Here is a 24,142-nt window from a genome sequence, read left to right as displayed (position 1 = left end):
TCAGCGCGGCAGGCCGAGGATCTGCTCGGCGACCACGTTCTTGAGCACCTGGGTGGTGCCCCCGGCGATCGAGAGGCACCGAGTCAGCAGCATCTCGTGCACGTCGGCCTCCAGCGCCACCGGATCGGCCAACAGGGAGCGGCCCTGGATGGTGACGACGAGCTCGGAGGCGTCCTGGCGACTGCGCACGCCGAGCAGCTTGGCCACACTCGACTCGGCTCCGGGACCACGCCCGGCCAGACGGCGGGCGGTGGACCGGGCACCCAGCTGGGCGCAGGCGGTCGCCAGCGCGACGGCGCGACCGACCTCGACCAGGTCCCGTTCGGGCAGGCCGGCGGCGGCCAGCTCGACGGCGCGCTCCACACTGGTGCCGAGCCGGGCCGAGGCCATCGCGACCCGCTCGTTGGACAGCGTGGTGCGGGCCAGCGCCCAGCCTCCGTCGACCTCACCGACCACACAGTCGTCGGGCACCACGACCCCGTCGAGGAAGACCTCGTTGAAGAGCGCGTCGCCCGTCATCTCGCGCAGCGGCCTGACGTCGAGCCCCGCCGAGGTCATGTCGACCAGGAAGTAGGTGATCCCGCGATGCTTGGCGACCTCGGGGTTCGTCCGCGCCAGGCAGATCGCCCAGTCGGCCTCGGCCGCGAGCGAGGTCCACACCTTCTGCCCGGTCAGCCGCCAGCCGCCCTCGACCCGCTCGGCCCGGGTCGACAACGACGCCAGGTCCGAGCCGGCGCCGGGCTCGGAGAAGAGCTGGCACCACACGATCTCGCCGCGCAGGGTCGGGCCGACGAACCGCTCGCGCTGGGCGTCGTCGCCGTGCGCCACGATCGTCGGGGCGGCCCAGCCTCCGATCTTGAGGTCGGGGCGTTCCACCCCCGCCGCGGTGAGCTCCTCGTCGATCACGAGCTGCTCCAGGGCACCGGCGCCGACGCCGTACGGCGCGGGCCAGTGCGGCATCAGGTACCCGGTCTCCACCAGCGCCGCCCGGCGGTCCTCGGCCGTCGCGATGGCGGCGATCGTGGCGCGCACACCGGCGCGCACCGACTCCGCCCCCTCCAGATCGGCCCGCAGCTGCCGTCGTACGCCGGCCACGGCCCGCCCCGCGAGATCGAGGGCCGCCGCAGCGGAGTCACCGGCCACCGCCCGGAGCGCGCTCGCCCGGCGCAGGTAGAGGTGGGCGTCGTGCTCGAAGGTGAACCCGATCCCGCCGAGCACCTGGATCGCCGACTGGGCGACCTCGACGGCACCGTCGAAGACCACGGTCCGGGCGACCGCAACGGCCAGGTCGGCCTGCGGGTCGCCGTCGAGGCCGGCGGCCGACGCGGCCGCGTCCCAGGCCGCGGCGGTGGCCTTCTCGACCGTGCAGGCCATCTCGGCCAGCAGGTGTTTGATCGCCTGGAACCGGCCGATCGGCTGACCGAACTGCTCCCGGACCCGGGCGTAGTCCACGGCGGTGGCCAGGCACCAGCCTGCGATGCCGACGGCCTCGGCGGCCAGCAGCGGCACCAGCACCCGGGAGATCGCGGCGGCGTCGACCCCGGGCAGCACCACGACCGACGGATCGTCCAGGGCGACGTCGACCCGGACGGTGGCGGCGCGGCGGGTGAGGTCGAGCGTGCTGAGCGGGGTCGCCGTCACGGCCGCGGCGGCAACGAGGGCCCAGACCTCGGCACCGGAGGCGTCCACGCCGCCGAGCAGGTGCCAGCCGGCCCCACCGCCGTCATAGCTCAACGCGTCCCCGCGGAGCCGGTCGCCGACTTCCAGGGTGGGCTCGAGCGCGACCCCGGCGGTGAGGCCGGTGGCGAGGTCGTCGAGCACCGCAGCACCAGCGCCTACACCGCTCAGGCCGAGGACCGTCGCGACCGTGGCGGTGCCGAGCAGCGGCCCAGGCAGCAGCTGCGTGGCACAGGCCTCGACCGCGACCGCCAGGTCCAGCAGGGTGCCGCCGCCACCGACCGGCTCCGGGGCGGCGATCAGGGGCAGTCCCAGCTTCACGGTCTCGGCCCACAGGTCCCCGAACGCAGGCTCGGCGTCGGTCTCGGCGGCACGCACTAGCGCTGTCGCGCCGAGGTCACCGGCCCACTCGCGCACGCTCTGAGCAAGGTCCTGGTGGTCGTCTGTGAGTCCAAGAGGCATGACACAGATACTAGAACGTGTTTCACTTATCGGGTGACGTTGGTGTGAGATAGAGAACGTGTTTCACGAATGTGCATCAGCGTGCACTAATCTGAGTGCGGCAATATCGAGGAGGGCAAGGCGTTGAGCATCACCACGGAAGTCACCACTACGACCGATTCGGAGCGGTCGAGAGCGGGTTCTCCGGCACAGCAGGAGCGCCGTCGGCGCATCCTGGATGCGACCATCGAGCTTGCCTCGGAGGGCGGTTTCGAAGCCGTCCAGATGCGTGAGGTCGCCGAGCGCGCCGAGGTCGCCCTGGGCACGCTCTACCGCTACTTCCCGTCCAAGATCCACCTGCTCGTCGCCGCCCTGGGCCGCGAGTTCGCCGGCACCGAGAGCCGCACGGCACAGCGGGCCATCCCGGGTGAGACCGCGCACGAGCGCGTGATGTGGATCCTGTCGCGGATGACGAAGAACCTGCAGCGCCAGCCGCAGCTGACCGAGGCGATGGTGCGGGCGTTCATGTTCGCCGACGCCTCGGTGACCGACGAGATCCACGTGGTGGGCATGCAGCTCACCGCCGTGATCTCGCGCGCGATGGCGGGCACCCCCGAGCACGGCGAGGCCACCGTCGAGGAGGCCGCGATCATCAGGGTCATCTCCGACGTCTGGCTCTCGGCCCTGGTCTCCTGGGTGACCGGCCGGATGGGCGCCCAGGAGGTCCAGGACCACCTCGACACCGCCGTGAAGCTGATCCTCCCCTGATCGCCTTGTGAGTGTCTCGACTGTCCATGGACCGTCGAGACACTCACAAGCCGCTGCGGGTCAGCCGCCGAAGGCGTGGGTCGCAGTGGCGCCGCCGTCGATCGCGATCTCGGCGCCGGTGACGAAGCCCGACTCGTCGCTGGCGAGGTAGACGTAGAGCGGCGCGATGTCGGCCGGCACCCCGACGCGACGCAGCGCCACCTTGGTGCCGCCCCACTCCATCGCCGAGTCGTCCGCACCCATGCCCCGAGTCATGCCAGTGTCGATCATGCCGGGGTGGACCGAGTTGACCCGGATCCCCTTCGGGCCGAGCTCCAGCGCCGCTGCCTTGGTCAGGCCCCGGATGGCGAACTTGGTCGAGGTGTAACCCGCGACCAGCGGCATCCCGGCCAGCCCCTCGATCGAGGAGGCGTTGACGATGGAGCCACCTCCGGCCTCGCTCATCGTGGCGATGACGGACTTGATCCCGAGGAACGTGCCGAGGGTATTGACCCGCCACAGCAGCTCGTACTCCTCGACCGGGGTCGTGACGATCTCGTTGAAGCGCAGGATGCCGGCGTTGTTGGCCAGCACCGTGACCGGCCCGAACGCCGCCGTGGTGGCGTCAACCAGGTCGGCCCAGGACTGCTCGGAGCTGACGTCGTGGTGGACGAAGAGCACACCCTCGCCCAGCTCCTTGGCCAGCAGCTGGCCGGGCTCGTCGGCGACGTCGGCGATGACGACCCGCGCTCCCTCCTCGACGAAGGCGCGCACGATCGCCTCGCCCTGTCCCTGTGCGCCACCGGTGACGATGGCGACCTTGCCGCCCAGGCGTCCGGTCATGGTCAGCTCCTGCTCATTCGTTGGGGGGTCATCTGCATCACGGCGTCGGCAGCGAAGCCGACAGCCGGGTCCCGGTCGGCGAACCAGGCGCCGAGCTCGGAGTCGAGGGACTCGCCGGTCCACAGCGGGTCGGCGCCCAGGTCCCAGCGCTGGGCCACCCGCGGCGCCTCGAGGACTGCGATCATGCCGCCGTACACGACGAAGACCTGGCCGGTGACCTGGGAGGACGCCGGGGAGGCGAGCCAGGTGACCAGGGGCGCGACGTGGTCGGGGCTGTACGGGTCGATCGCCTCACCGGAGGTGTCGTCGCCGAAGACGTCGGCGGTCATCGCGGTCCGCGCCCGCGGGCAGATCGCGTTGGCGCGCACCCCCGAGCGACCCAGCGCCCGCGCGGCCGAGAGCGTCAGCGCGGTGATGCCGGCCTTCGCGGCGGCGTAGTTCGGCTGCCCGGGAGGACCACTGAGGAACGCCTCGGAGGCGGTGTTGATCAGCGACGCCTCGACCGGCACCCCGGTCGTCTTCGCCTTGTCGCGCCAGTACGTCGCCACGTTGCGGGTCAGCAGGAAGTGGCCGCGCAGGTGGATCCGGACGACGAGGTCGAACTCCTCGTCGGTCATGTTGAAGAGCATCTTGTCGCGCGTGATGCCGGCGTTGTTCACCACCACGTCGAGGCTGCCGAACGTGTCGACGGCGGTGGCCACGATCGCGTCGGCGGTGGCACGCTCCCCGATGTCGCCCGGAGCGGCGACCGCCTCGCCACCGAAGCCGCGGATCTCCTCGATCACCGCATCGGCAGCACCGGGCAGGTCGTTGACCACGACCCGGGCTCCGGCCCGGGCCAGACCCAGGGCCTCGGCCCGACCGAGCCCGCCGCCGCCACCGGTGACGGCGGCGACCTTGCCCACCAGCGAGCCTGCCGCCATCAGCCGGCCTCCACGATCCGCAGCGCCGACTTCGGGCACGAGGCCACGGCCCGCTCGATGGCGCTCCGGTTGGCGTCGGTCACCTCAGGGGTGCTCACCTGGAGCTGGTCGTCGTCGTCGAGGTGGAACGTGTCGGGCACGAGGCCCTCGCAGATGCCGTTGGACTCGCAGAGGTCCCAATCGACGCTCACCCGGAACTGGCCAGTCATGATGCCTTCTCTCTCAACTCGCGGCGCTCTGCCCGGGCAGCGCGCTCATCTTGCGGTGGTCCCAACTGGCGACGTGATCGGGGGTGATCACGACGCCGACCCGCTTGCGGGCCTGGGCGTCGACGATCTGGTCGCCGAGCTCACCCAGATCGACGCCGCCCGACATCCGGGCCATCACCCGGGTGCCGAGGGCGCGGATGTCGTCGTACTCCTCGATCAGGGTGGCGGTGCCGCGGATGCTGACACCACGCAGCTCGGAGTACTCCTCGCCGTCCTCGACCAAGCAGCTCACCCGCGGGTCGCGCCGCAGGTTGGCGATCTTCTGCGAGGACGCGTAGGTCCAGAATCCGATCTTGCCGTGCGTCATCACATAGAAGAGGGTGGACAGGTGCGGTGCCCCGGTGGGGCCGATCGTCGCTACCTGGACCTTCATCTGCTCGCCGAGGAAGACCTCGACCTCGCCTGCCGTGAGCGCGACCGTGCGCCGACCTTGAGCCACTCTGACCACCCCTTGAAACTAGAACACGTTCTATCCTAGGGGAAGGGTGGTCAGGGCGCCACCATCTCGTCGAGCAGCCAGTGACCGTCGCGCCGCACCAGGGTGACCAGCTCCCAGGTCGGGCTCACCACGGTGTTCTTGGCACTGGTGGCCGAGGCGGTCTGGTTGACGTAGAGCAGTGCCGTCGCGGTGTCGGCGGTGGCCGAGACCAGTCCCACCGAGCACAGCTGGGGCGTGCAGGTCTCGGGCTGCGTGCTGGTCGCCGTCAACGGGGCGACCGCCGCCGTCACCGCCACCTTCCGCTTGGCCTGCTCCGCCCGTGCGGCGACGTCGGGCAGGGTGGCGTCGTACGCCGTGGCCATCCGCTTCGTCATCACCGCCTTCGCCGCAGCGATGTCGGCGTCCGACGAGGCGGCCCGCCACGACATCGCGAGCGTGGTCAGTCGGGCGGCCTCGGCCATGATCGAGGCGCGCTGGCCCGAGGCCGTCACCTCGCCGCCCGGCGCGACGTCGTCACGGGCGGCGCGCCAGCCGAGCAGACCGAGCGCTGCCACGCCGAGCACCAGGACGACGGCGAGGATGCTCACCCGGAGCGTGCGGGACGCACTGATCATGAGACACCTGCCAAGTCGGAGAGGAGCCACCGGTCACCGACCTTGGTGACGGTGACGACGAAGCGGTACTGGTCGCAGCGCGAGCCCGCCTTCGGGCAGGCGGTGGTGGCCTTGGTCGACTTCGTGTCGGTGTTGGTCACCACGTTGCTCGCCGTCACCAGCAGGACTCCGGTGTCGGCGGTGAGCCTGTTGATCGCGACGTGGCCGATGGTGCCCTGGGACACCGCCTGAGCCTGCTGAGCGGCAGCCTTGAGGTCCACCGAGGTGGCGGCGTACTGCTTCTTGAAGGTGCCCGTCGACAGCGACTCGACCTTCTTCATCCGGGTGTCCATGTCGTGGTAGTCGACGTCGAGGAAGGCGAGCACGCCCGCCGAGGCGGCGTCGCGGACCTGCGCCTGGCGGGCCACCACCGACTCCGCCTTGGTCTGCCAGGGCAGCACCCGGGCGCCGCCGATCACGACTGCCACGATCGCGGCGAGCACGATCACGACCGCGCCGGCCAGGACGATCTCCAGCCACGGCCGGGTCCGGCCCGCGCCGCTGCCACGCTCCCGCGACGAGCCCGAGAGCCCCAGCCGCGTCACCGTCAGGGTGCTCTTGTCAGTGTCCACGGGTCACCGGTCCGATCAGCATCGACTGCCAGGCACTGGTGCCGAGGATCGAGAGCGGGCCGGTGGCGTCGCTCTGCTCGGGTGTGGTGATCGTCACATCGCTCCCATCGGTCGTTGCCTTCGCCTTGCTGAGCGACCCGTACGGGTTGATCTGGTAGATCGGGTCGGAGTCGTCCACCTTCGGCGCCATGTTGACGCCGCGCTGCACGATCGGGTCGGAGCCGGTGTAGCCGGGCTGGGCACGCGCATCGGTGCACTTCGCGGGGTAGGCGGCGCCCTTGCTCAGGTCACTGGGCAGCGCCCACTGGTTGGCCGGCATGTACCCCTTCGTGCACGGCGGCGCGGTGTAGCTGAACTGCAGGTTGATGTGACCGTAGCCGTCGCCGGGGGTGCCGATCAGGCCGTTCTTCACCACCACCGGGAAGGTCACCAGGATCTGCTCGATGGCGGGCAGGCGGGCGGTCAGCACCTGGTTGGTGGTGACCAGGTTGGAGATGAAGACCGGCAGCACCGGGTTGAGACCGTCGACCAGGGACTGCACCTGCTTCAGGGTGGCCGGGCCGCCCTGGAGGATCGAGCGCAGCTGCGGGTCGGAGGACTTCAGGGCGGCGGTGACGTTCTTCAGGCCGCTGGCGAAGTTCTTGATGTCGTCGGCGTGGGCCTGCTGGGTCTTGAGCACCTGCGACCCGGAGTCGAGCAGCGAGATGGTGGCGTCCTGGTGCTCGATCGCCTTGCCGACGAACGTGGTGGCACCGTCGACCAGGGTGCGCAGGTTCTGCGCGTTGCCCTGGAACATCTGGCCGAGCTCGCTGACCACCGTCTCCAGGTCGTCAGGGTTGACCGACCGGGTGAAGCTGTCCAGGGAGGTGAGCAGCACGTCGGTCGAGGGCGGCAGCGTCGCCTTGGCCGGGTCGACCTTGTCGCCGTCAGCGAGCCACGGTCCATTCACCCGGGTCGGCAGGAAGTTGACGTACTGCTCCCCCACCGCCGACAGGTCGGCGATCTGCACCGCGGAGTCCCGCGGCACCTGCGCATCCGAGCGCAGTGCCAGCGTCACCCGTACGCCGGCCGGGGTCAGGTCCATCTTCGAGACCTTCCCGACCTTGACGCCGCGGTAGTCCACCTCGCTGCCGACGTAGAGGCCGCCCGAGGCGGGCAGGTCCAGGGTGACGGCCACCCCGCGCCCCAGCACCCGGTCGACGACGCCGAGATACGTGCCGCCGATGTAGGTGATCCCGACGACGGCCAGGGTGAGGAAGATGGCCAGTCGGATCTTGACGTTGAGGGTCACTTCGATCCCCCTCCCAACAGTGAGCCGAGCAGCCCGAGCAGGCCCGGGGAGCTGGTCGCCGAGGCGCTCGCACTCGGGGCGGGCGTGGCGGTCCCTGTGGACTTCTTGGTGCCGCCGCTGGTGCCGGCCTTGCCCGCCCCGGAGGTGCCGGACGTGCCCGACGTACCGGAGGATCCGGACGAGCCCGAGGACGAACCGCCGCCCAGCAGGCCGCCCACGATCTGGCTGAGCAGGTCGGTGACACCGGCCTGGGTGCCGTCGGAGTTGGTCCCCGACAGCGGCAGCCCGAGGTTGGCCAGCGGACCGCCGGTGTCCTCCTTGCCGACCAGGGAGCAGACCAGGTCCTCGTGCAGCAGGTCGCACAGCGCGCCGACCAGGGGCTGCAGCGCCGAGCAGCCCTGGGCGTAGTTCTGGCAGAGCTGGAGCACCTGCGGGATGCCCATGTTGGAGCCGGTGGCGAGGCCGGTGATGATCTGGTTGAGGTTGATGTCGAGGTGGAACAGGGCGTTGGAGTACTCCCCTCGCGCCAGGTCCTCGGCCTGCTTGGGCCACGGGAAGCTGGCCGCCATCATCAGGCCCTTGGGCAGCGAGTCGCCCGCGTCGGCCAGCTTGGTCAGCGTCGGTCCGAGGTGCTTGAGGGCGGCGACGATGTCGGCACCGCTGTTGTTGACCACCCGGGTCGCCACCGTGCCGAGCTTGTCCAGCGCCGTCAGCATCGTCATCAGGTCGCGGTGCTGCTGGTGCAGCACCTTCAGCGCCGGACCGAAGGAGTCGATCGCGTCGGTGATCGTCGACCTCTCCTTGTTCAGGGTCGACGTCAGCTTGTCGACCTGCTCCATCGCGGTGATGATCGAGCCGCGGTGCTCGTTGAGGGAGGTGACCAGCGTGTTGAGCTGGCCGAGCACGTCGCGCAGGTTGCCCTGCCGGTTCTCCATCATCGTGTTGAGCTCGGTGCTGATCGTCTTGAGCTGCCCGACCCCGCCCTTGGAGAGCAGGAACGACAGCGCACCCAGCACCTCCTCGACCTCGGGATTGCGCGAGGAGCGGTCCAACGGGATGTTCGCGCCGTCGGCGAGCCGGCCCGCCTTGGCCACCGTGGAGCCGGTCGGTGCGGTCAGCGAGATGTACTTCTCCCCCAGCAGACTGGTCTGGCGTACGTCGGCCACGGCATCGGCCGGGAGGACGATGTCCTTGCGGATCGTCATCGTCACCCGGGCGTTCCAGCCCTCGCGGGTGACCGACTCGACCTGGCCGACCGGGACGTCGTTGGCCATCACCAGGGTCCGCGGCACCACGTCGACGACGTCGGAGAACTCCGCGCTCACCCGGTAGCCGTCGGAGCCCTTGACCACCTTGCCGGGCAGTGGCAGGTCGTAGGCCTTGAGCTGGCCGCAGCCGGTGGTCAACACCATCGCGACCAGGGCGAGCGCGATCAGGGCGCCCAGACTCCTCAGGCGGGTCACTTCGTCGCCCCCTTCTTCTGCGCGGTGCCGAGCTGCTCGGTCAGCGACTTGATGCTGGCCGACCCGGTCTGGAGGCCGGGGATGCCGTGCACCCCGAACGCGTCGATGATGCCGGCGCCGAGGTCGTTGGTGACGGTGGCCGGGATCAGCGCCTTGATCAGCTGGCACAGTGCGCTAGCGCCCGGGATCTTGTCGACGGTGACGATGTTGCACAGCACCCCGGGCAGGTCGGCAGCGAGCGGGCCGAACTGGAACCGGGCGCCCTCGGTGCCCGAGACCGTGTCGAAGCCGTCGGCGAGGTTGGCCAGGCCGAGCGGGGCGAGCTGGATCGTGGTGCCCAGCGACTCCTTCTGCTTGGCCAGCACCTCGACGGTGGTGCTGAGCTTGGTCACCCCGCTGATCAGGGCGTCCTTGTTGTCCTTGACGAAGCCACGGGTGACCTGGACCGCGTTGGCGATCGCCGACAGCGCCTGCTGCAGGTCGTCGCTCTCCCCCGACAGCTGGGTGGAGACGGTGGAGAGCTTGCTGAGGAACTGCGAGACGGTGGTGTCGTTCGCCTTCAGGGTCTGCGAGATCGACGCCAGGCCCTCGACGGTGGCGAACAGGTCGTCGGAGTTGGTGCCGAGGGTCTGTGCTGCCGCGGAGAGGTTCTTGATCATCTCGTTGCCGGCCTTGCCGTTGCCCTTCAACGCCGTCGCGGTGTCGGACAGGACGCCGCCCAGGGCACCGTCCTTGTTCGCGCCGTTGGGCCCGAGGGCGTCGGTGAGGTCGTTGAGGCTGGCGTAGATCTGGTCCATCTCCACCGGCGTCACCGAGCGGTCGACCGGGATGTCGCCGCGGTCGGCGAGGGTGGCGCCGCCGGTGTACGCCGGCACCAGCTGGACGTAGCGGTCGGCCACCAGCGTCGGCGTGACGAGTGCGGCCTTCACGTCGGCGGGGAGCTTGTACTGGTCGTCGTACTCCATCGAGACGGCGACCGTGCTGCCCTCGGTGACGACCTTGGTCACCTTGCCGACCCGGACGCCCATGATGGTGACGTCGGTGCCGGGGTAGATGCTGATCGCGTTGGCGAAGTGGGCGGTCACCGTCCGCTGCCCGCCGCCCATCGGGAGCAGAAGCAGGACGACCAGCAGCAGCGGCAGGGCCAGGGCGGCCAGCCACTTCCAGCTGCGCAGGCGCGCCAGGCTCGGCATCGAGATCCCCATCACCGCTCCATCCCCGGTCGGAACCCGGGCACGAACTCGCCGGTGGCGAGGCCGCCCAGGTTGGGCACGTAGGCGTCGAACCACGGTCCGGAGCCGACGATGTTGGTCAGGATCGAGGCGTAGGGCCCGTAGTACTTCACGATGTCGCTCAGCTCGTCCTTGCGGTCGTTGAGGAAGGTGATCGCCTGGTTGAGCTGGGCCAGCGCCGGGCCGATCGTCTTCTCGTTGTCGCTGACCAGGCCGCTGAGCTGCTGAGACAGCGACGTGGCCGTGACCAGCAGCTGGTGGATGTCGTCACGGCGCTGGATCAGGGTGGTGAAGATGTCGTCGCCCTGCTTCATCAGGTTGACCAGCTGACCGCTGTGGTCGTTGAGCAGGGAGACCACGCTCTTGGCGCTGGTCAGCAGCTGGGCCAGGTCGTCGTTCTTGCTGGCGACGGTCTTGGCCAGACGGGCGATGCCGTTGAAGCTGCTCTGGATCTGCGGCGTGGCCTGCTGCAGGGTGCTGCCCATCACGTTGAGGGCGGTGGCGAGCTGTTTCTTGTCGATCCCGGTGGAGGTCGTGGTGAGCTGGCTCAACGTCGAGACGATGTCGTAGCTCGCCGAGGTGCGCGCCAGCGGGATCGTGCCGCCGCCGGCGATCGGGACGGTGCCCTTCGGGGTGAGGTTGAGGTACTTCTCCCCCAGCAGGTTGAGCACCTCGATCGAGGCGGTGGTCTGGTCGCCGAGGTGCTGGCCGTCGGCCAGGGAGACGTCGAAGTCGACCTTCACCTTCGACCCGTCGATGGTGATCTTGTCGACCCGGCCGACCCGGATGCCGGCGACCTCGACCCGGGCACCGGTGTGCAGTCCGGAGGAGTCGCTGAACTCGGCGTGGTACGTCGTGCCCTTCATGCCAGGGAGGTGCTGGAGGTTGAACGCCGCCAGCAGACCGATGACGAGCACGGCAGCGGTGATGAGACCCACCCTGCGCAGTTGACGTGATGTGTGGGCGGCCATCAGGGCTTGCACCTCTCTGCCGTGCTGTAGACGGCGATGCTGCTCAACGCCTTCTGCAGCGCCTTCATCGGAGCCGAGTTGTCGATCGCCTTGCCCAGCGAGGGCAGCGTCAGCTTCATGTCGAAGTCGCAGAGGTAGTAGTTGTACCAACTACCGTGGGTGCCGATCCGGGCCTGGGCCTGGAGAGTCTGGGGCAGACGCGCCATCGTCTCGTCCATCACTGCCTGGTTCTCGGGCTTGTTCAGGATCTCCATCACCCGGCGCAGCTGCACGATGTCGGTCTTGGTCCACGGCCGGGCGTCGGTGAGCAGGCCGGCCAGGGACTTCGTCATCGCGCCGATCTGCGCCACCGAGTCTCCGATCGCGGTGCGGTCACCTGCCAGGTCGCCCATCCAGTTGCTCATCTGGTCGATCAGGCTGGCCAGCTGGGTCCGGTGCGAGTCGACGGTCTGCAGGGTGGTGGTGAGGTTGCCGATCACGCTCGAGATCAGCTGGTCACGGTCGGCCAGCGAGCTGGTCAACGACGCGGTCTGGGTGAGCAGGCTCTCCACCGTGCCGCCCTCGCCCTGCAGGACCTTGATCAGGTTGCTCGACAGCGTGTTCACGTCGTCGGGCGAGAGCGCCTGGAAGAGCGGCTGGAAGCCGTTGAACAGCTCGGTCAGGTTGATCGCCGGCTGGGTCTGGGAGACCGGGATGACGTCGTCGCTGCCCAGGCGGGCGGCACCGGCCGTGCCCTGGGTGAGCGCCAGGTAGCGGTCGCCGACCAGGTTCAGGTAGCGGATCTGGGCGCCCGAGGCCTTCGTCATCGGCACCGCCGCGTCGACCTTGAAGGTCACGATTGCCTGGTCGTTGCCGTGGATCCGGACGTCCTCGACCTCGCCGACCGAGACCCCCGCGACCCGGACATCGTCACCCTGGGCGAGCTGGCTGGCCGAGGTGAAGACGGCCTTGTACTCGCGCTGGTCGCCGCCGCCGAGGTGGCCCATGATCATCGCCAGGCCGCCGGTCACGACCAGGGAGACGACGAGGAACACCACCAGCTTGATCCCGGCCGAGAGCGTGCGCAGGTCCCGGTCGGTCAGCGGCGCCCTCACTTGAACCCCTGCAGCAGGTGCTGGGCCGGGTTGTCCTCGGTGCCGTCCTTGAGCGCCGGCCTGCCGACCACCGGGGTCGCCGGCAGGCCCAGGCACCACGGCCCGTGTCCGATCTCGCCGTACTCGGGACGGTCCAGGGGCGTGTACGCCGGCCGCTGGGTGGCGCCCAGGCTCATCGTCTGGCGCACCCGGGAGTCACGGAAGGTCTGGTTGAGACCGGTGATCGAGTTCGTCAGACCGCCCAGCAGGCACGGGTACTCCGGTGAGTACGTGTCGAGCAGCTTGAGCAGCGGAACGGCGAGCTTGCCCTCCACCTCGATCCCCTTCTCGTTGGTCGCCAGCAGCGTCGTGGCCGAGCTCGACAGGCCCGTCACGGAGGCGAAGATGCCCTGCAGCTGATCCTTCTGGGTCGCGATCGTGGTCGCGGTCGTGGTCGCGTTGGCGAGCACGTCGACCAGGTCGGGGGCGGCCAGGTCGTAGGTGTGGGCCACCGAGGCCACCCGGGTGAGGTCGTCGGTCAACGTCGGGATGTGCTTGTTCATCGTCCGCAGGTAGTCGTCGAGGTCCTTGATCGTGCGACCGAGCTTGTCGCCGTTGCCGGCCAGCGCGGTGGCCAGCGCGTGCAGCGTGGCGTTGAGGTCCTGGGGCCGCAGTGCGGTCAGCAGGGTGTCGAGCCGGCCGAGGATCGACTCCAGCTCGACGTTGGTCTGCACCCGCGAGGCGGGGATGACGGTGCCGCTGCTCAACCCGATCGGCCCCGAGGCCGCAGACGTGGCAGGGTCGACGAACTCGACGTACTTCTGCCCGAACAGGGTGGTCGGCTTGATCGCCACGGTGGCGTCGGCCGGGACCTGCTTGGCCGCCGAGGGGTCCAGGCCGAGCTTGATCACCGCGTGAGTGCCGTCCTGGCTCACCCCACGGATCTGGCCGATCAGGACACCGTGCATCCGCACGTCCCCGAACTTCGGCAGCTGCAGACCGGCACGGTCGGCCCTGACCGTCACCCAGGTCACCGGGGTGAACGCCTTCTGGTAGACCGCCACGGCGAGGCCGAGCAGGATCGCGATCACGGCGACGTAGACGACGCCCGCCACCAGCAGCCGGTTGTGCTCGGCGCGGGTGTCACGACTGATGGACATCAACATGGTGACTCACCTCCGCCCTGCTCATCCCGTGATCCGCACGGTGGTGGTGGAGCCCCAGATCGCGAAGCTGAGGAAGAAGTCGGCCACCACGACGGTGACGATCGAGGTCCGGATCGCCTTGCCGACCGCGACGCCGACCCCGGCCGGGCCGCCCGAGGCGGTGTAGCCGTAGTAGCAGTGGATCAGGATGATCGCGACGGCCAGGAAGATCAGCTTGAAGAAGGACCACAGGATGTCCTGGGGCGGCAGGAAGGCCAGGAAGTAGTGGTCGTACGTGCCGGCCGACTGGTGGTAGATCAGGGTCGTGATCAGGCGGGGCGAGAGGTAGGAGGCGGTCAGCGCGACGACGTACAGCGGGATCACGGCCAGGAAGCCGGCCAGCATCCGGGTGGTCACCAGGAACGGCAGCGACGGGATCCCCATCGACTCCAGGGCGTCGATCTCCTCGCTGATCCGCATCGCTCCGAGGCGTGCGGTGTAGCCGCACCCCACCGTCGCGGCCAACGCGATCGAGGAGATCAGGGGTGCGACCTCACGCGTATTGAAGTACGCCGACACGAAGGCGGTGAACTTGGCGACGCCGATCTGGCTCAGTGAGGCATAGCCCTGGATGCCGACCTCGGTGCCCGCGAAGAACGCCATGAAGGCGATCACCCCCGCGGTGCCCGCGATCATGGTGAGACCGCCCGCGCCGAAGGCGACCTCGGCGAGGGTGTTGAAGATCTCGCGGCGGTGGAACCGGATCGCCCGCGGGGTCCAGGCCAGTGCCTTGGCGTAGAACAGCAGCTGGTCGCCGTACTCCTCGATCCGGGCACGGCGGCCCTTGACGAAGGCGGCACCGGCCGATGCGGTGGCCGACGCGGTGACCTTGAGCGCACTCATCACAGACCGTCCTGCGGAACCAGCTGGAAGTAGATCGCCGTCATCAGGGAGTTGAGGACGAACAGGAGCATGAACGCGATGATCACGGCCTCGTTGACGGCCCGGCCCACGCCGCTGGGGCCGCCACCGGCCGAGAGCCCCTTGTAGGAGCCGACCACCGCGGCGAGGAGACCAAAGATGCCGGCCTTGGCCATCCCGATCCACAGGTCATTGAGGGAGGCCAGAGCGGTGAAGGAGGAGAGGAACGCACCGGCCGAGCCGCCCTGGACGATGACGGTGAAGAAGTAGCCCCCGGCGATGCCGGCCGAGACAACGATGCCGTTGATCATGATGGCGACGAAGAAGCAGGCCAGCACGCGCGGGGTGACCAGCCGGACGACGGGGTCGATGCCGAGCACCTCCATCGCGTCGATCTCCTCGCGGATCTTGCGCGAGCCGAGGTCGGAGCAGATCGCCGAGCCGGCGGCTCCGGCGATGATCAGGGCCGCCGCGATCGGAGCCGCCTCGCGGACGACGGCGAGCACCGCTGTCGCACCGGCGAAGGACTGGGCGCCGAGCTGACCGGTGAGGCTGCCGACCTGGAGCGAGATCACCGCCCCGAACGGGATGGAGACCAGCACCGAGGGCACCAGCGTGACGCTGATGATGAACCAGGCCTGCTCGATGAACTCCCGGAACTGGAAGCGCGTCGTCACGCTCGCCTTGGCCACCTCGGCCGTCATCAGTCCGATGCCGCCGAGGCCTTCGATCAAGGCTCCGCCACGCATGCCCATGGTCGTCCCTCCCTCCCCGCACGGTCCTCCGGGGCGTGCCGCCCGAATAGAACGTGTTCCATTTCTCGTCTCCGTTGCAGGCCTAACGACACTGGATCACGGAAGTAACGCAGATCACAGGAACATGTTTCAGTTTCTGTTCGGACCACTAGGGTTGAGCGGTGACCCTGATGCAGCCCGACCTCCTCGACCACGCCCTCGCCGCGAAGGGGTTCATGCCCGCCGACGAGGGCGATCTGCTGCACCGGCTGGCCCGGGAGCGGTTGCCGCACGGCCCGGTGCTGGAGGTCGGCACGTACGGCGGCAAGTCCGCGATCTACCTGGGGGCTGCGGCCCGCGAGGTCGGCGGCACCGTCTTCACCGTCGACCACCACCGCGGCTCGGAGGAGAACCAGGCCGGCTGGGAGCACCACGACACCGACCTGGTCGACCCGGCCACCGGGAAGATGGACACGCTGCCGCTCTTCCGCCGCACCCTGGCCGCCGCCGGCCTGGAGGACCAGGTCGTCGCCGTGATCGGTCGCTCCACCACCGTCGGACGCTGGTGGGGTACACCGCTGTCGCTGCTCTTCATCGACGGCGGGCACGGCGTCGAGCCTGCCCGCGACGACTACCGGATCTGGACGCCGCACGTGATGCCGGGCGGCCTGCTGGTGATCCACGACGTCTTCCCGGACCCGGCCGACGGGGGCCGACCGCCGTACGAGGAGATCTATCTGCCGGCCCTGGCCAGCGGCGACTTCGAGGAGGTCGCGGTGGTGGGCTCGATGCGCGCCCTGCGCCGCATCGAGCCCCGCTGAGCCGCGCTGAGCCCTGCTGACCCCCGGGTCAGTCCACCGGGCTCACCCGGATCAGGTTCCCGTCCGGGTCGGCCACCACGAACGTCCTGCCGAAGACGTCGTCGTGCGGCGACTCGACGACGGTGACGCCCTTGACCTGCCAGGCGACGAACAGCGCGTCGATCGCCTCGGCGCCGCCGGGCAGCATCACGCCGACCTCGCTGGTGCGCGGCAGGGTGGGCTCGACCTGCTCCGCACGCCCGGTCCAGATCGCGAACAGGACGCCCGGTGCCACCTCGAAGGCGACGTAGCGCGGGCTGACGAAGACGGGGTCGAGCTCGAACAGGTCGGCGTAGAACGCGGTGGCGCGGTCGGCGTCGCTGACATACGTGAGGAAGAGGTGCGGAGCGGGCATGGGAGCCTCCTGATCTGGTCGGTCCTCCCACCCGATCACTGAATCGCGCCAGGAACTGTCACCTTTTCAGCGACACTGGAGCCATGAAGGCCAGCCGCCTGCTCGCGATGCTGCTCCTGCTCCAGGCCCGGGAGCGGATGACCTCGGCCGAGCTCGCCGAACGACTCGAGGTCTCCCGGCGCACCGTGCTGCGTGACGTGGAGGCACTCTCGGCCGCCGGCGTCCCGGTGTACGCCGAGCGCGGTCGGCACGGCGCGATCGTGCTGCTCGAAGGCGCCCGACTCAACGCCTCCCACCTCGATCCTGCCGAGCTGGAGGCCCTCCGGCTGACGGGGCTCGACGTCGACGCCCTGGCCAGCCTCGACCTGCTCACCACCGCACGCAGCGCCCAGCGCAAGCTGTCGGCCCGGGCGCCCGCGGTCCCCGGGTCCTCGGCGCGGCTAGCCGACGTGATCCTGGTCGAGCACGAGGGCTGGCGGGCGGCCAGCGCCACCTCCAGCACCGCCGCCACGGTGACCACGCCGACTCCGGTGACGGTGGCGGAGGTCGCCACCGCAGTCCTCGGCGACCAACGACTGCGCCTGGCGTACCGCCGCAGCGGCGAGGCCACAGCGACACCGGTGCTGGTCGACCCCTACGGCCTCGTGCAGAAGGCCGGGCGCTGGTACCTCGTCGCCGACGTCGAAGAGCGGCCGCGACTCTTCGCGGTGAGCCGGATCAGTGCTGTCCACACCCTGGCCGAGACGGCCCGGCGCCGCCCGCGGCAGAGCCTCGCCTCGGTCTGGGCCGACCTGCGCGAGCAGACCTCCGCCCCGGGCGAGGTGGTGGTCACCGCCCGGCTGCGGACGTCACGGATCGACCTGGCCCAGCGGATCCTCGGCACCCGGCTGAGCGTGCGCGGGCCCGAGGACGACGGTTGGAGCCCGGTCGCGGTGACGTACGACGACCCCGAGGGCGTGCGCCAGCTGCTCCAGTTCGCCGACCACCTCGAGGTGCTCACGCCGGCCAGCGCCCGCAGCCGGATCGCCGAGCTGGCCGCCGACCTGGCGGCCCGGCACCGCGCCCCGCGCCCCGCGCCGAGGAGGCCTCAGACGCGCGCCGACGGGCAGCCGCACTCCAGGGCGAGCTCGGGGAAGTCCGGGGCCAGCGAGGTGCCGCGATAGATCGCCGACCCGGGTGTGGCGGCACCGAAGCGCTCCCCCAGGGCGTCGGCGGCCAGGATGACGGCCGCGGCGGTGTAGGTGGTGTGCTCGGGGGGCCAGTAGGCGTCCGGGTTGTCGTTCTCGTAGCCGGGATCGGCGTACACCCACCCGGTCCAGTAGCCGCCGTCGGCGGCACGCAGGTGCTGCATGTCGGCGAAGAGCCGCAGCGCCCGGTCGTGGTCGCCCAGCCCGTCCAGGGCCATCACCAGCTCACAGGTCTCCGCACCGGTGACCCAGGGGTTGGTGTCGACGCAGCGGGCACCGAGGTCGGGGACGACGAAGTCGCTCCACCGGCTCGCCAGCAGCTCGGTCGCCTCGGTGCCGGTGACGGCGCCGCCGAGGACGGGGTAGTACCAGTCCATCGAGAAGGTCGACTTGTCGGCGAAGAGGTCACGGTGGGCGCGGATGGCGTGCCCCAGCCGGCCGCCGGCCAGCTCCCAGTCCGGCTGCGGCTCGTCGACCAGCTCGGCCAGGGCGACGCCGGCACGCAGCGAGTGGTAGATCGAGGAGCACCCGGTCAGCAGGGCGAAGTCGTCACTCGGGGTCCACTGGATCCCGCCCCAGGCGGTCTGCAGCCCGACGACGAAGTCGAGACCTGCCCTGACGCTGGGCCACAGCTCGCGGACGAACTCGGCGTCGCGGCGGATCAGCCAGTGGTGCCAGAGGCCGACGGCGAGGTACGCCGACATGTTGACCTCGCCGCGCTCGTCCTCGACGTGACCGTCGACGATCTTCATCGGCCACGAGCCGTCGGCACGCTGCATCGTGGGCACCCAGCGGTAGGCCCGCTCAGCGGCCTCGACCTCACCAGCCACCAGCAGCGCCATCGCCGCCTCGACGTGGTTCCAGATGTCGGAGTGCTGCCCCGTGGTCCACGGGATCTCACCCCACGGGTGCTGCATGGACGCCAGCGATCGCGCCGTCCGGGCGATCTGGTCAGCGGTGATGATCCCCTCGACGAAGGGGAGCGTCATGCCGGCTGCTCGGGCTTGGTGAAGTAGAGCACCATCGACTTGCCGATCATCGGGTCGAGGACCTTGTCGGCGAGCTGGAGGACCTTGGGGTTCTTCATGATCTGCCAGACCAGCAGCTTATGGTACGCCTTGGCCATCCGGTGGTCCTCGTTGTTGACCCCGACGGCGCACTTGATCCACCAGTACGGCGTGTGCAGGCCGTGCGTGTAGGCCTTGCCGTTGAAGACCATCGCCTCGCCCGGGGTGCCGTCGTTGAACCGGCCGCCCTTGGTGACCTTGTCGATCAGCTCGTGGTCGGTGTAGATCCGGATGTGACCGCCCGCGGCGTGGTGGTAGTCGGGCGAGAGCCGCCAGTTGATCACCTCGGGCAGCCAACGCGGCACCGTGATCGCCATCGTGCCGCCCGGGCGCAGCACCCGGATCAGCTCCTTGATCGCGTCGACGTCGGCGTGGATGTGCTCCAGCACCTCCGAGCAGATCACCCGGTCGAACTCGCCGTCGGCGAAGGGCAGCGAGAGGGCGTCGCCCTCCTTGGCGTCGGCCTCGGCACCGTCCGGGACCTCACCGGCCTCCTTCATCGCGGCGAACCACTCGCGGACCTTCGCCATCTCATCGGCGTCCTGGTCGAAGGCGACCACGTCGGCGCCGCGGCGGTAGGCCTCGAAGGCATGGCGTCCCCCGCCGGCACCCATGTCGAGGATCCGCTCCCCGGGCTTGAGCCCGAGTCGGTCGAAGTCAACGGTCAGCACGGCGGTCCTCCTGGTGGGCGGTGATCGTCTCGGAGAGTACAGCCGCGGTCTTCTCCGCGACGGCACTCCAGCTGAACAGGTCCAGCACGCGGGCACGTCCCGCGGCCCCCATCCGGGCACGGCGCTCCGGGTCGTCGAGCAGCGCGGCGATCGCGCCGGCCAGCTGACCGACGTCGCCGGGCTCGACCACGTCGGCGCACTCGCCGTCGGGGCCGACCACCTCGGGGATCGCGCCGGCACGCGAGACCACCAACGGCGTCTCGCAGGCCATCAGCTCCGCGGTGGGCAGCGAGAAGCCTTCGTACAGGGAGGGCACACAGGCCAGCTCCGCGGACCCCATCAGGGCGACGAGCTCGTCGTCGGTGAGGCCGTTGGCGAACGTGACCCGGTCGGCGATGCCGAGCTGGTCGATCAGCTTCTCGGTGACGCCACCCTCCTTGGGCTTGGTCACCAGGACGAGCTCCAGGTCGCGCTCGGTGACCAGCTTGGCGAAGGCCTCGAGCAGCACCGAGATCCCCTTGAGCGGGGCGTCGGCGCTGGCCATCGCGAGCAGCCGGCCCGGCACCCGGGGCTGGGTCGGCGGCACGAACCGGTCGTCCACGCCGAGCAGGATGGTGGTGATCACGTCGGGGTCGACGTTGAACTCACGGACGATGTCGCGGCGCGAGGACTCCGAGGGGACCAGCACCCGCTTCAGCTTCGGGGCGACCTGCTTCTGCCAGCGCAGGAAGCTGTACCAGCGCCAGACGCCGACCTTCGGGAAGCCGAGCGGGGCGTACCACTTCTCCCCCGACTTGGTCACCCACGGCGCTGTCGCGAGCTCGATCCGGCGGTCCATCGTGATCGGGTGGTGGATGGTCGCGACCAGCGGCAGGCCGAGCTTCTCGATCTCGAGCAGCTCGGGGGTGAGGGTCTGGTTGTCGAGTACGACGTCGAAGTCGTCCTTGCGTCGCGCCAGCGCCTTGACCACCCGCTTGGAGAAGGTGAGCGGCTCGGGGAACTGCCCCGAGCGCATCCGCAGCCACTCCTCGACGTCGACGCGGTCGCGGAACTCTGAGACCTTCGGGTTCCGGAACTCGTCGCCGGGGCGGTAGAGGTCCAGGCTCGGCACCTTGGTCAGGCCGACGCCCTCGTCGAGCTCGGGGTAGGGCTGTCCGGAGAAGACCTCGACGGTGTGACCCTGCGCCACCAGCTCCCGGCTGAGCCGACGGATGTAGATCCCCTGGCCGCCGACGTGTGGCTTGCTGCGATAGGACAGCAACGCGATCCGCATCATTCCCCCTCGGGCACCCGGGCGCGCCCCGGGAGAGTGAGCGCCAAATGTAGCACCTGTTCTAGTTTTGCAACGGTGCTCCGATGGCGCGGTGAGGCCCTTAACCTACCGGGAGTATGGCTGCCTTTGTCAGGCAGACACGGCCTGGCGTGGCATCGCCACCCGGGCGAGCCGGCGGTAGCGCCACACCTGGGTGAAGCCGACGATCCAGATCAGGTACTGGAAGCCGAACGCCCAGCGGAAGCCGGTGAGGGTGTAGTCGGTGCCGCCGCCCGGCGTCTGCCAGTCCAGCAGCCACCCGATCGCCAGCACCAGGATCAGGGTCGCGATGAAGCCGCCCTGGTTGGTGATCCCGCTCGCGCTGGCCAGTCGTTCGGGCGGGTTCGAGGTCCGAGCCACGTCGAATCCGATCATGGATCCCGGGCCGCCCAACCCGACCACGAAGGCCAGCAGCACCAGCACCGGCAGCGGCGCCTGGCCACCGGGCCAGAACAGGACGACGGTCCACATCACCACCGAGCCGGCGATGATGGTCAACGCCATCGTGGAGCGGTGCCACGGCTCGTAGCCGACCAGCCATCCGACGATCGGGCCCGCGATGATCGCGGTCAGGGTCACCACCGAGATCAGCAGCGCCGCGACGTGGTCGCTCTGGCCCTCGCCCTTGACGAAGAACGGCACCCCCCACAGCATCGTCAGCGTGTTGGCACCGAACGGCGTGCAGAAGTGCAGCCAGAACGCCAGCCGGGTGCCGGGGTGCCGCCACGACGTACGCAGATCGCCGAGCACGGTCCGCAACGGCTTGCTCGCACCGCGTGCCGAGCGCACGCCCGGGGCGTCACGCAGGAGGAACAGGCCGACCACCAGCATCACCGCGCCGCCCAGAGCGGAGACCAGGTAGGCCTTCGTCCAGCCGAGGTTCGACAGCGCCCAGGTCATCGGAGCGGCAGCGAGGATCGCCCCCAGCTGACCGCACGAACCCGACAGCGTCGTCATCAGCCCGACGCGTTTGGGCGGGAACCAGCTCGCCGTCAGGCGCAGCAGACAGATGAAGGTGAGCGCGTCACCGACCCCGACCAGCACACGCGCCGCCAGTCCGAGCGCGAACGTGTCGGCGAACGCGAAGCCGGTCTGCCCGATCGCCAGGATCGCGACACCCGAGAGGATCACACTGCGCGGCCCCCACCGATCGACCAGCAGGCCGACAGGGATCTGCATCCCCGCGTAGACCAGCAGCTGGACCATCGTGAACGTGGCCAGCTCGGCGGCACTGATGCCGAACCGATCGGCCGCCATCAGACCCGCGACGGCCAGGGAGCTGCGGTTGAAGACCGCGAGGAAGTACGCCGCCAGCGCCACGATCCACACGGTGAACGCTTTCCTCACTCCCCCCACGCTAGTCCTGCGTGGGCCCCGACGCCGCCTCGGCGGGACTAGGGAGAGAGGGAATGTGACGCGAGTCGCGTCAGGGTGGGGTGGAGGAGGTGCCGGGCGGCGTCAGTTCATCCCCGCAGAAGTCACGCAAGGGACGTTGTCCGGTGCGTGCAGCGGCAAGGCGGAGGAGCCCCGGGCAGCGTCACTTCGTCGCCCCACAAGCCACGCAAGGGACGTTGTCCGGTGCGTGCAGCGGCAAGGCGGAGGAGCGAAGCCGGCCTAAGAGCGAAGCGGCCGGCGAGCGACGACAACGCAGCCGATGTGCGTGCCGGGCGGCGTCACTTCGTGGCCGATCGGCGCTTCGCGCCTCATCGCTCCTCGCTCGTCGGGAGAGCTACTGAGCTCGTTCCTCGCTCAGGCTCTCCCTCCTCACTTCGTCGCTTCCATCATCTGGCGGAGCTCCTTTTTGAGTTCGCTGATCTCGTCACGCAGGCGGGCTGCGACCTCGAACTGGAGCTCGGCGGCGGCGGCCTTCATCTGCTCGGTCAGCTGCTGGATGAGCTCGGCCAGGTCCTGGCTCGGCATCCCGGCGGCCATCGTGGCGTTGCGGGCCTTCTCGCCGAGCATGGGGGTCGGGGCCTTCGCCTTGACGCCACCGGCGCGGCCCTTGGCTTCCGTGCCGGCCCAGGTCTGGAGCAGTTCCTGGGTGGACTCGTCCTCGCGGGCGAGCATCTCGGTGATGTCGGCGATCTTCTTGCGCAGCGGCTTGGGGTCGATGCCGTGCTCGGTGTTGTAGGCCACCTGCTTGGCTCGACGCCGGTTGGTCTCCTCGATCGCGGACTCCATCGAGGGCGTGATCCGGTCGGCGTACATGTGCACCTCGCCGGAGACGTTACGGGCCGCACGGCCGATCGTCTGGATGAGGGACTTGTCCGAGCGCAGGAAGCCCTCCTTGTCGGCGTCCAGGATCGCGACCAGGGACACCTCGGGCAGGTCGAGGCCCTCACGCAGCAGGTTGATGCCGATCAGGACGTCGTACTCCCCCAGGCGCAGATCGCGCAGCAGCTCGATCCGCTTGAGGGTGTCGACCTCGGAGTGCAGGTAGCGGGTCCGGATGCCGGCATCGAGGAGGTAGTCGGTCAGGTCCTCGGACATCTTCTTGGTCAGGGTGGTGACCAGCACCCGCTCGGAGCGCTCGGTGCGCAGGTTGATCTCGTGGATCAGGTCGTCGATCTGTCCCTTGGTCGGCTTGACGATGACCTCGGGGTCGATCAGCCCGGTCGGACGGATGATCTGCTCCACGACGTACGGCGGCTTGTCGCCGCCGGCCTTCTCCAGCTCGTAGTTGCCCGGCGTCGCCGAGAGGTAGATGGTCTGGCCGATCCGGTCGAGGAACTCGTCGAACTTGAGCGGGCGGTTGTCCATCGCGCTCGGCAGCCGGAAGCCGTGGTCGACCAGGTTGCGCTTGCGCGACATGTCGCCCTCATACATGCCGCCGATCTGCGGGACGGTGACGTGCGACTCGTCGATGACAAGCAGGAAGTCCTCGGGAAAGTAGTCCAGCAGCGTGGCCGGCGGCGTGCCCGGCCCGCGTCCGTCGATGTGGCGCGAGTAGTTCTCGATGCCCGAGCAAAACCCGACCTGCCGCATCATCTCGATGTCGTAGTTGGTGCGCATCCGCAGCCGCTGGGCCTCCAGCAGCTTGCCCTGGCCCTCAAGCTCGGCGAGCCGCTCGGCCAGTTCTTGCTCGATGGTGGAGATCGCGTGCGCCATCCGCTCCGGGCCGGCCACATAGTGGGTGGCCGGGAAGATCCGCAGCGAGTCGACCTGGCGGATCACCTCGCCGGTCAGCGGGTGCAGGTAGTACAGCGCCTCGATCTCGTCGCCGAAGAACTCGACCCGAACGGCGAGCTCCTCGTAGGAGGGGATGATCTCCATGGTGTCGCCGCGCACCCGGAACG

Annotated in this window: 24 protein-coding genes; 3 read left to right on the top strand and 21 right to left on the bottom strand. The window is 69.6% G+C overall.

Annotated features, from left to right (window positions below):
• Complete coding sequence (locus Q1V88_RS05335) at positions 1-2,139, bottom strand: acyl-CoA dehydrogenase (RefSeq protein WP_300678929.1); 2,139 nt, start codon at positions 2,137-2,139, stop codon at positions 1-3.
• A 123-nt stretch (positions 2,140-2,262) separates the two neighbouring features.
• Here Q1V88_RS05335 and Q1V88_RS05330 point away from each other — a divergent pair, with 123 nt between their 5' ends.
• A complete protein-coding gene (locus tag Q1V88_RS05330; RefSeq protein ID WP_300678924.1) occupies positions 2,263-2,886 on the top strand; it encodes a TetR family transcriptional regulator in 624 nt (207 codons plus the stop codon).
• A gap of 60 nt (positions 2,887-2,946) precedes the next feature.
• On the opposite strand, the gene Q1V88_RS05325 is transcribed toward Q1V88_RS05330, so the two are convergent.
• From Q1V88_RS05325 to Q1V88_RS05260, 14 genes are read right to left on the bottom strand one after another with little or no spacing between them, the layout of a single operon-like run.
• Positions 2,947-3,708, bottom strand: coding sequence for a glucose 1-dehydrogenase (locus tag Q1V88_RS05325; RefSeq protein ID WP_300678922.1), 762 nt, complete (start codon positions 3,706-3,708; stop codon positions 2,947-2,949).
• Between the two features lie 2 nt (positions 3,709-3,710).
• Positions 3,711-4,631 carry a 3-oxoacyl-ACP reductase gene (locus Q1V88_RS05320; RefSeq protein WP_300678920.1) on the bottom strand — a complete coding sequence of 307 codons (921 nt, stop codon included), beginning with the start codon at positions 4,629-4,631 and terminating at the stop codon, positions 3,711-3,713.
• The gene (locus Q1V88_RS05315) at positions 4,631-4,840 is read right to left on the bottom strand and encodes a ferredoxin (protein WP_300678918.1); all 210 of its coding nucleotides are present in this window, start codon (positions 4,838-4,840) and stop codon (positions 4,631-4,633) included. Before Q1V88_RS05315 ends, Q1V88_RS05320 begins: the two co-directional genes overlap by 1 nt.
• A 13-nt stretch (positions 4,841-4,853) precedes the next feature.
• Entirely contained in the window at positions 4,854-5,339 is a 486-nt protein-coding gene (locus Q1V88_RS05310; protein WP_300678916.1) for a pyridoxamine 5'-phosphate oxidase family protein, read from the bottom strand.
• A 50-nt stretch (positions 5,340-5,389) separates the two neighbouring features.
• Positions 5,390-5,953 carry a hypothetical protein gene (locus Q1V88_RS05305; RefSeq protein WP_300678914.1) on the bottom strand — a complete coding sequence of 188 codons (564 nt, stop codon included), beginning with the start codon at positions 5,951-5,953 and terminating at the stop codon, positions 5,390-5,392.
• Positions 5,950-6,564: a hypothetical protein gene (locus Q1V88_RS05300; RefSeq protein ID WP_300678911.1), complete on the bottom strand. Its 615-nt coding sequence runs from the start codon at positions 6,562-6,564 to the stop codon at positions 5,950-5,952. The genes Q1V88_RS05305 and Q1V88_RS05300 overlap by 4 nt, the downstream gene beginning before the upstream one ends.
• On the bottom strand, positions 6,554-7,855 hold the full coding sequence (locus Q1V88_RS05295; protein ID WP_300678908.1) for an MlaD family protein: 1,302 nt from the start codon (positions 7,853-7,855) through the stop codon (positions 6,554-6,556). Before Q1V88_RS05295 ends, Q1V88_RS05300 begins: the two co-directional genes overlap by 11 nt.
• Positions 7,852-9,318 carry an MCE family protein gene (locus Q1V88_RS05290; protein ID WP_300678906.1) on the bottom strand — a complete coding sequence of 489 codons (1,467 nt, stop codon included), beginning with the start codon at positions 9,316-9,318 and terminating at the stop codon, positions 7,852-7,854. The genes Q1V88_RS05295 and Q1V88_RS05290 overlap by 4 nt, the downstream gene beginning before the upstream one ends.
• Positions 9,315-10,523 (bottom strand): MCE family protein, encoded by a 1,209-nt coding sequence (locus Q1V88_RS05285; RefSeq protein ID WP_300678973.1) that lies wholly within the window; start codon positions 10,521-10,523, stop codon positions 9,315-9,317. The genes Q1V88_RS05290 and Q1V88_RS05285 overlap by 4 nt, the downstream gene beginning before the upstream one ends.
• Positions 10,523-11,488 carry an MCE family protein gene (locus Q1V88_RS05280; RefSeq protein WP_300678903.1) on the bottom strand — a complete coding sequence of 322 codons (966 nt, stop codon included), beginning with the start codon at positions 11,486-11,488 and terminating at the stop codon, positions 10,523-10,525. Before Q1V88_RS05280 ends, Q1V88_RS05285 begins: the two co-directional genes overlap by 1 nt.
• Before the next feature lie 32 nt (positions 11,489-11,520).
• On the bottom strand, positions 11,521-12,615 hold the full coding sequence (locus Q1V88_RS05275) for an MlaD family protein (RefSeq protein WP_300678901.1): 1,095 nt from the start codon (positions 12,613-12,615) through the stop codon (positions 11,521-11,523).
• Positions 12,612-13,760: an MCE family protein gene (locus Q1V88_RS05270; protein ID WP_300678898.1), complete on the bottom strand. Its 1,149-nt coding sequence runs from the start codon at positions 13,758-13,760 to the stop codon at positions 12,612-12,614. The genes Q1V88_RS05275 and Q1V88_RS05270 overlap by 4 nt, the downstream gene beginning before the upstream one ends.
• Positions 13,761-13,781: 21 nt before the next feature.
• Positions 13,782-14,642, bottom strand: coding sequence for an ABC transporter permease (locus tag Q1V88_RS05265; protein WP_300678895.1), 861 nt, complete (start codon positions 14,640-14,642; stop codon positions 13,782-13,784).
• Entirely contained in the window at positions 14,642-15,409 is a 768-nt protein-coding gene (locus tag Q1V88_RS05260; RefSeq protein WP_300678889.1) for an ABC transporter permease, read from the bottom strand. The genes Q1V88_RS05265 and Q1V88_RS05260 overlap by 1 nt, the downstream gene beginning before the upstream one ends.
• A 176-nt stretch (positions 15,410-15,585) precedes the next feature.
• On the opposite strand from Q1V88_RS05260, the gene Q1V88_RS05255 reads away from it, so the two are divergent.
• Complete coding sequence (locus Q1V88_RS05255; protein WP_300678972.1) at positions 15,586-16,215, top strand: class I SAM-dependent methyltransferase; 630 nt, start codon at positions 15,586-15,588, stop codon at positions 16,213-16,215.
• A 28-nt stretch (positions 16,216-16,243) separates the two neighbouring features.
• Here the strand turns inward: Q1V88_RS05255 and Q1V88_RS05250 are convergent, their stop codons facing one another.
• Positions 16,244-16,609 carry a VOC family protein gene (locus Q1V88_RS05250; RefSeq protein WP_300678882.1) on the bottom strand — a complete coding sequence of 122 codons (366 nt, stop codon included), beginning with the start codon at positions 16,607-16,609 and terminating at the stop codon, positions 16,244-16,246.
• Positions 16,610-16,692: 83 nt separating this feature from the next.
• Here Q1V88_RS05250 and Q1V88_RS05245 point away from each other — a divergent pair, with 83 nt between their 5' ends.
• A complete protein-coding gene (locus Q1V88_RS05245; protein ID WP_300678879.1) occupies positions 16,693-17,772 on the top strand; it encodes a WYL domain-containing protein in 1,080 nt (359 codons plus the stop codon).
• On the opposite strand, the gene Q1V88_RS05240 is transcribed toward Q1V88_RS05245, so the two are convergent.
• From Q1V88_RS05240 to Q1V88_RS05220, 5 genes are all read right to left on the bottom strand, one after another.
• Positions 17,697-18,785 (bottom strand): prenyltransferase, encoded by a 1,089-nt coding sequence (locus Q1V88_RS05240; protein ID WP_300678876.1) that lies wholly within the window; start codon positions 18,783-18,785, stop codon positions 17,697-17,699. The genes Q1V88_RS05245 and Q1V88_RS05240 overlap by 76 nt on opposite strands.
• Positions 18,782-19,534 (bottom strand): class I SAM-dependent methyltransferase, encoded by a 753-nt coding sequence (locus Q1V88_RS05235; protein ID WP_300678874.1) that lies wholly within the window; start codon positions 19,532-19,534, stop codon positions 18,782-18,784. The genes Q1V88_RS05240 and Q1V88_RS05235 overlap by 4 nt, the downstream gene beginning before the upstream one ends.
• The gene (locus tag Q1V88_RS05230; RefSeq protein ID WP_300678871.1) at positions 19,521-20,807 is read right to left on the bottom strand and encodes a glycosyltransferase family 4 protein; all 1,287 of its coding nucleotides are present in this window, start codon (positions 20,805-20,807) and stop codon (positions 19,521-19,523) included. The genes Q1V88_RS05235 and Q1V88_RS05230 overlap by 14 nt, the downstream gene beginning before the upstream one ends.
• A 129-nt stretch (positions 20,808-20,936) precedes the next feature.
• Complete coding sequence (locus Q1V88_RS05225; protein ID WP_300678869.1) at positions 20,937-22,193, bottom strand: MFS transporter; 1,257 nt, start codon at positions 22,191-22,193, stop codon at positions 20,937-20,939.
• Positions 22,194-22,610: 417 nt separating this feature from the next.
• Positions 22,611-24,142, bottom strand: a 1,532-nt coding sequence (locus Q1V88_RS05220) for a helicase-related protein (RefSeq protein WP_300678866.1), incomplete at its 5' end; no start/stop codon positions are given.

This window comes from Nocardioides sp., assembly GCF_030150155.1.
Lineage (GTDB): Bacteria > Actinomycetota > Actinomycetes > Propionibacteriales > Nocardioidaceae > Nocardioides.
This window is presented reverse-complemented; position numbering and strand designations above follow the sequence as displayed.